Raw genomic sequence first — 5,321 nt, 5'->3', positions numbered from 1 at the left:
TGTAAGTGCAGCGATGCATTGAGCTAACCAGTACTAATGACCCGAGAGGCTTAACCTTACAACACCAAAGGTGTTTTTGATTTGAGAGACAGGCTCGCAAGAGTAGATTTTCAGCTGAATGTTCCGAGATTGGTTCGTAGTGCAAGCCTGATTTAAGGTGAGCGGTATGAATGAAACAGAATTTGCCTGGCGGCAGTAGCGCGGTGGTCCCACCTGACCCCATGCCGAACTCAGAAGTGAAACGCCGTAGCGCCGATGGTAGTGTGGGGTCTCCCCATGCGAGAGTAGGGAACTGCCAGGCATCAAATAAAGACAAAAGCCCCGTACGAAAGTGCGGGGCTTTTTTCTATGGAAAATTTGGTGGTTTTTGTTCGTTATTTGTCCTGTTATTGGCAGTTGTTACCCTATTCCGGCTGACAAAACCCGGAGTAACGGGATATAGGATCGGTTAAACTAACTCCAACTAAGTCACTCATGAGTAATATTGTTATGTCGATTGACGACACTTCTCTCCAGTCTCTGAATACCTTTTCTCTGGCAGCCCATGCTGCTGAAATTACTTATGCTCAGAACGCGAAACAATTAACAGATGCCTGGAAATTGGCGCAGGAAAAGCAGCAACCCTTTTTGCTTTTAGGTGAAGGAAGTAATGTTCTTTTCCTTGAGGACTTTGCGGGGATCATCGTTCTGAACCGGATTAAAGGTATTGAACTGATTGAAAATGCTGATGAATGGCTCATGCATGTGGGGGCTGGTGAGAACTGGCATCAGCTGGTGTGTTATGCGCTGGAGCATGATATTGCAGGTCTTGAGAATCTAGCCTTAATTCCAGGCTGTGTCGGTTCTGCCCCCATTCAAAATATCGGTGCGTATGGAATAGAACTGCAAAGTATCTGTGATTACGTTGACGTTTTGGATCTTAAAGCCGGGAAGGTGACTCGTTTAACCGCTGCAGAATGCCAGTTTGGTTACCGTGAAAGCATCTTTAAACATGCCTATAAAGAAGGTCATGCAATTGTCGCCGTCGGACTCAAGCTGACAAAACAATGGCAGCCAAAACTCACCTATGGTGATTTAAGTCGTCTGAGTCCTGAAACAGTAACTCCACGGCAAATCTTTGATTCTGTCTGCGCTATGCGACAGAGTAAGTTGCCTGATCCGGCAGTCACCGGCAATGCAGGAAGTTTCTATAAAAATCCAACCGTCGATGCCTCTGTCGCCGAAAAAATCAGTCTCGAGTATCCCTCAATGCCTGCTTATCCTCAGCCAGACGGGCAAATTAAACTCGCAGCAGGTTGGTTAGTGGAGCAGGCTGGTCTGAAAGGTTTTAGCATTGGCGGCGCGGCTGTTCATGATAAACAGGCACTCGTGCTGATTAATAAAGATCACGCCACCAGTGCAGATGTCCGCGCGTTGGCTAAATACGTCCGTGATGCCGTGGCTGCAAAATTTGGGATCTGGCTAGAACCAGAAGTCCGTTTCATCGCCTCTGCAGGCGAAGTGAATGCCGTAGAGGCGCTATCATGAAAGATATTACCGTTCCGTTGCAGTTAATCTCTGTCCTGGCTGATGGCGAGTTTCATTCTGGTGAGCAATTAGGTACAGCCATGGGAATGAGTCGCGCGGCGATTAATAAGCATATCCAGACGGTACGTGACTGGGGTGTGGATATATTTACCGTTCCCGGTAAAGGCTACAGTCTCCCATATCCGATCCAGCTGCTCGACGAAGCTAAGATTCTCGCTATGTTACCTTCTGGGCAAGTGAGTGTTCTGCCCGTCATTGATTCAACAAACCAATATCTGATGGACAGAATTGGCGCGCTGAACTCAGGTGATGCCTGCGTGGCCGAGTATCAGCAGGCGGGGCGTGGTCGCCGGGGTCGCAAATGGTTTTCGCCATTCGGCAGTAATCTCTATCTTTCAATGTACTGGAAACTGGAACAAGGCCCGGCAGCGGCCATGGGACTAAGTCTGGTGATTGGTATAGTGATGGCCGAAGTGCTTCAGCGCCTGGGAGCCAAAGATGTGCGGGTGAAGTGGCCGAACGACCTTTACCTTAATGATCGTAAACTTGCCGGGATCCTTGTTGAGCTGACAGGTAAAACCGGGGATGCCGCACAGCTGGTTATCGGGGCGGGCATTAACCTTAAAATGCGTGAACCTGCGACCGATACAATTAATCAGGGTTGGATCAATTTGCAGGAGGCTGGCGTTAATATTGACCGTAATGAACTCACTGCCACATTGTTGAATGCGCTTCGTTCAGCACTGCTGCATTTTGAGCAAGAGGGACTGACGCCCTTTATCAGCCGCTGGCGTGGACTGGATAATTTCCTTGATCGTCCTGTTAAGCTGCTGATCGGTGAACAGGAAATTCATGGTATTGAACGTGGAATTGATCCTCAGGGTGCATTACTGCTTGAGCAAGATGGCGTCATTAAGCCTTATATCGGCGGGGAAATTTCACTGCGTGGTCTTTGATTAAAATAAAGGAGAGCGAGGCTCTCCTTTATCATTCTATAGATGTACGAACTTTTATTTTCTCAACCGTACATTTTCGACGGCGTGATTGGCACTCTTTGTCAAAATCAGGCTGGCTCTCTCACGAGTTGGTAGTATATTTTCTTTCAAATTCAATCCGTTAATCTCATTCCACAGCTGCGTCGCAATATTCACTGCTTCTTCTTCGGGCAGTTTTGCATAGTGGTGGAAATAAGAGTCCGGATCCGAGAATGCGCCCTGACGGAATTTGAGGAACCGATTGATATACCAACCCTGTAATAAATCTTCCGGGGCATCAACGTATATTGAAAAATCAACAAAGTCGGAAACAAATACATGGTGCGGATCATGCGGATAATCCATTCCACTTTGCAGTACGTTGAGCCCTTCCAGAATTAAAATATCCGGTTGCTCAATGATTTTATTCCCATCGGGGATCACATCATAGATAAGGTGCGAATAGACAGGTGCCGTCACATGCTTAGCACCCGATTTAACTTCGGAGACGAAATTGACCAGGTGATGCATATCGTAAGACTGCGGGAAGCCTTTTTTCTTCATGATCCCGCGCTCCTGGAGCGTCTTATTGGGATACAGGAAACCATCAGTCGTAATCAGTTCAACCGAACGATGCTCTGGCCAGCGGCTAAGAAGTGCCTGGAGGACACGAGCCGTGGTGCTTTTGCCAACTGCAACGCTGCCCGCAATCCCAATCACATAGGGTATTTTTTGCCCATCAGTGCCAAGGAACTGCTCGAGCACGGCCTGCCGGCGCAGGTTAGAACTGATATAAAAATTGAGAAGGCGCGAAAGAGGCAGATAGATCTGAGCCACTTCTTCAAGGGACAAGTCCTCATTGATGCCTTTCAGGTTTACAACTTCCGCTTCTTTTAGCGTGAGTGGTACTGAATCACGTAAGGCTGCCCACTGCGCACGATCGAACTGCAGATAAGGTGTTGCCAAAGATGGGTCTCTTGTTTTCATAAGTTAAAGTCTGCCTGTTAGCGCAGGTCAGGAAAGGCGATCACGCCAACTCCAGACAGTAAACCAGCAGCATATTATAGACACCTTAATTTTTGGGGGAGATCTTTTTCTTATAACTTATCGATTTCTTTGATTGAGTTTAAAAAATTTTGAGAAAGTTATGCAAACAGCAGAAACCCCGCAGTGGTGCGGCGTAAATATCGACACACCACATTTGGGCTAATAGTGAGAGAGGGAGGTGCTGCTAAAAGAGGAAAGTTGCTTGTAATAGACCACCTGGTTTTTTCGGCTATAGCCGGTTGTGCCGTACCCGCATTCCATGCAACGATATCCCTGAGCGCGGTAGAAAGCTTCTGCTTCTGAACCTGACTCCATATCTGAAGACAATATATTGCACCTCAAATCCTGGGCGGTGCTTTCCAATTCACGCACTAACAGACGCCCCACGCCGCGGCGTTTCGCCCGTGAACAGACCAGCAGGGTGCTAATTTCTGCCTTATGGGATAATGCTGTCGTACCGGCTAAATCTAACTGAACGGTACCCACGACACCTTGCTCGTCTCTGGCAATCCACAGCAATACTTCGTTTTGATAAAGAGCCGGGCGTAAATCATGGAAGGTATTTTCTGCCTGTTTATGTTCTATAACGTGAGGGAACCCGGCTGAAGCCCCTTGACTGTTCGCCTCTAGCAGTAATTGCGCCAGTTCATCTCTGTAGACCGGTAATGTCGCGGCATTAAGCATCACAATCTTCATCGCTGCACTCCTCCGGATGGCAAAATAGTGCGTTCAGAGAGAATGCTGCAATAAATACGCCAACAAAATTGGCTGTAAAATCAGTATTCACAATAGAGAAAGTTCCTTTTAGTGTTCATTGCTGAGGCAAAGGTACTTTTGCGGTGCATTAGCCGGGCTTTGATGTTGGAAAAAGGTTTTTTTAGAGAGCAACAGGGACAAAACAGAAAGCAGTGGCTGCCACCCGGCGCAGAGACGCAAGATTTTCGAGCATTATTTAACCCCTTAAACGCTCAAAAATGGGAAAAAGCGTGTTTTTTGAATAAAACATGAGCGATAGCGCAAAACATGCAATTTTTTTGTTGCATACCCCTTAAAGTCTCCCTAGAATGCGCAGCACTTGATGCCGGCATAGCTCAGTTGGTAGAGCAACTGACTTGTAATCAGTAGGTCCCGAGTTCGACTCTTGGTGCCGGCACCATTCAAGTACTTAACAATTAGGTGGGGTTCCCGAGCGGCCAAAGGGAGCAGACTGTAAATCTGCCGTCATCGACTTCGAAGGTTCGAATCCTTCCCCCACCACCATACAAGCCTTAGTAATGAGGCAGCTTGAAGTGAAAGAGTCGCTTCAAGTGAAGGTGAGGAATTAAGTGTCTCACGTCCTTTTCCCCGTCTTCGAAGTTCTTCAGAACAATCAGGTAGCCGAGTTCCAGGATGCGGGCATCGTATAATGGCTATTACCTCAGCCTTCCAAGCTGATGATGTGGGTTCGATTCCCACTGCCCGCTCCAAGTATGTGCTGATATAGCTCAGTTGGTAGAGCGCACCCTTGGTAAGGGTGAGGTCGGCAGTTCGAATCTGCCTATCAGCACCACTTCTAAATCCTCCCTCCTGATTCTCTTTCTGTAAACTAATTCGTCAAGCAAATGCTTGGTTGATGTGGTGATACCACCGATTTAACCGTGTCTTAGAGGGACAATCGATGTCTAAAGAAAAATTTGAACGTAACAAACCGCACGTTAACGTTGGTACTATCGGCCACGTCGACCACGGTAAAACTACCCTGACTGCAGCAATCACTACCGTTCTGGCTAAAAC

The 5,321-nt window shown here is 47.5% G+C and carries 5 protein-coding genes, 4 tRNA genes and 1 rRNA gene; 8 read left to right on the top strand and 2 right to left on the bottom strand.

The window, feature by feature from the left end; translation table 11 throughout:
• The first annotated feature begins 185 nt into the window (after positions 1-185).
• The 3 genes from rrf to birA all read left to right on the top strand — a co-directional run bounded on the left by rrf (position 186) and on the right by birA (position 2,483).
• Positions 186-301, top strand: a 5S ribosomal RNA gene (gene rrf, locus D6C13_RS25030).
• A 188-nt stretch (positions 302-489) separates the two neighbouring features.
• Positions 490-1,527 (top strand): UDP-N-acetylmuramate dehydrogenase, encoded by a 1,038-nt coding sequence (murB, locus tag D6C13_RS25025; protein WP_120135311.1) that lies wholly within the window; start codon positions 490-492, stop codon positions 1,525-1,527.
• Positions 1,524-2,483 (top strand): bifunctional biotin--[acetyl-CoA-carboxylase] ligase/biotin operon repressor BirA, encoded by a 960-nt coding sequence (gene birA / locus D6C13_RS25020; protein WP_120135310.1) that lies wholly within the window; start codon positions 1,524-1,526, stop codon positions 2,481-2,483. Before murB ends, birA begins: the two co-directional genes overlap by 4 nt.
• A 54-nt stretch (positions 2,484-2,537) precedes the next feature.
• Here the strand turns inward: birA and coaA are convergent, their stop codons facing one another.
• Both coaA and D6C13_RS25010 read right to left on the bottom strand, forming a co-directional pair.
• Positions 2,538-3,488, bottom strand: coding sequence for a type I pantothenate kinase (gene coaA, locus D6C13_RS25015; protein ID WP_120135309.1), 951 nt, complete (start codon positions 3,486-3,488; stop codon positions 2,538-2,540).
• Positions 3,489-3,707: 219 nt separating this feature from the next.
• On the bottom strand, positions 3,708-4,244 hold the full coding sequence (locus D6C13_RS25010; RefSeq protein WP_120135308.1) for a GNAT family N-acetyltransferase: 537 nt from the start codon (positions 4,242-4,244) through the stop codon (positions 3,708-3,710).
• A gap of 384 nt (positions 4,245-4,628) precedes the next feature.
• Here D6C13_RS25010 and D6C13_RS25005 point away from each other — a divergent pair.
• The 5 genes from D6C13_RS25005 to D6C13_RS24985 all read left to right on the top strand — a co-directional run.
• A tRNA-Thr gene (locus tag D6C13_RS25005) sits at positions 4,629-4,704 on the top strand.
• Positions 4,705-4,723: 19 nt separating this feature from the next.
• A tRNA-Tyr gene (locus tag D6C13_RS25000) sits at positions 4,724-4,808 on the top strand.
• Between the two features lie 131 nt (positions 4,809-4,939).
• A tRNA-Gly gene (locus D6C13_RS24995) sits at positions 4,940-5,014 on the top strand.
• Between the two features lie 7 nt (positions 5,015-5,021).
• A tRNA-Thr gene (locus tag D6C13_RS24990) sits at positions 5,022-5,097 on the top strand.
• Positions 5,098-5,205: 108 nt separating this feature from the next.
• Positions 5,206-5,321 (top strand): GTP-binding protein (locus tag D6C13_RS24985; RefSeq protein ID WP_244212715.1); only part of this gene is annotated, 116 nt, incomplete at its 3' end.

The organism is Rahnella woolbedingensis, assembly GCF_003602095.1.
Taxonomy (GTDB): Bacteria; Pseudomonadota; Gammaproteobacteria; order Enterobacterales; family Enterobacteriaceae; genus Rahnella; species Rahnella woolbedingensis.
Note: the sequence above shows the minus strand (reverse complement) of the source record. Positions and strands in the feature narration are given on the sequence as shown.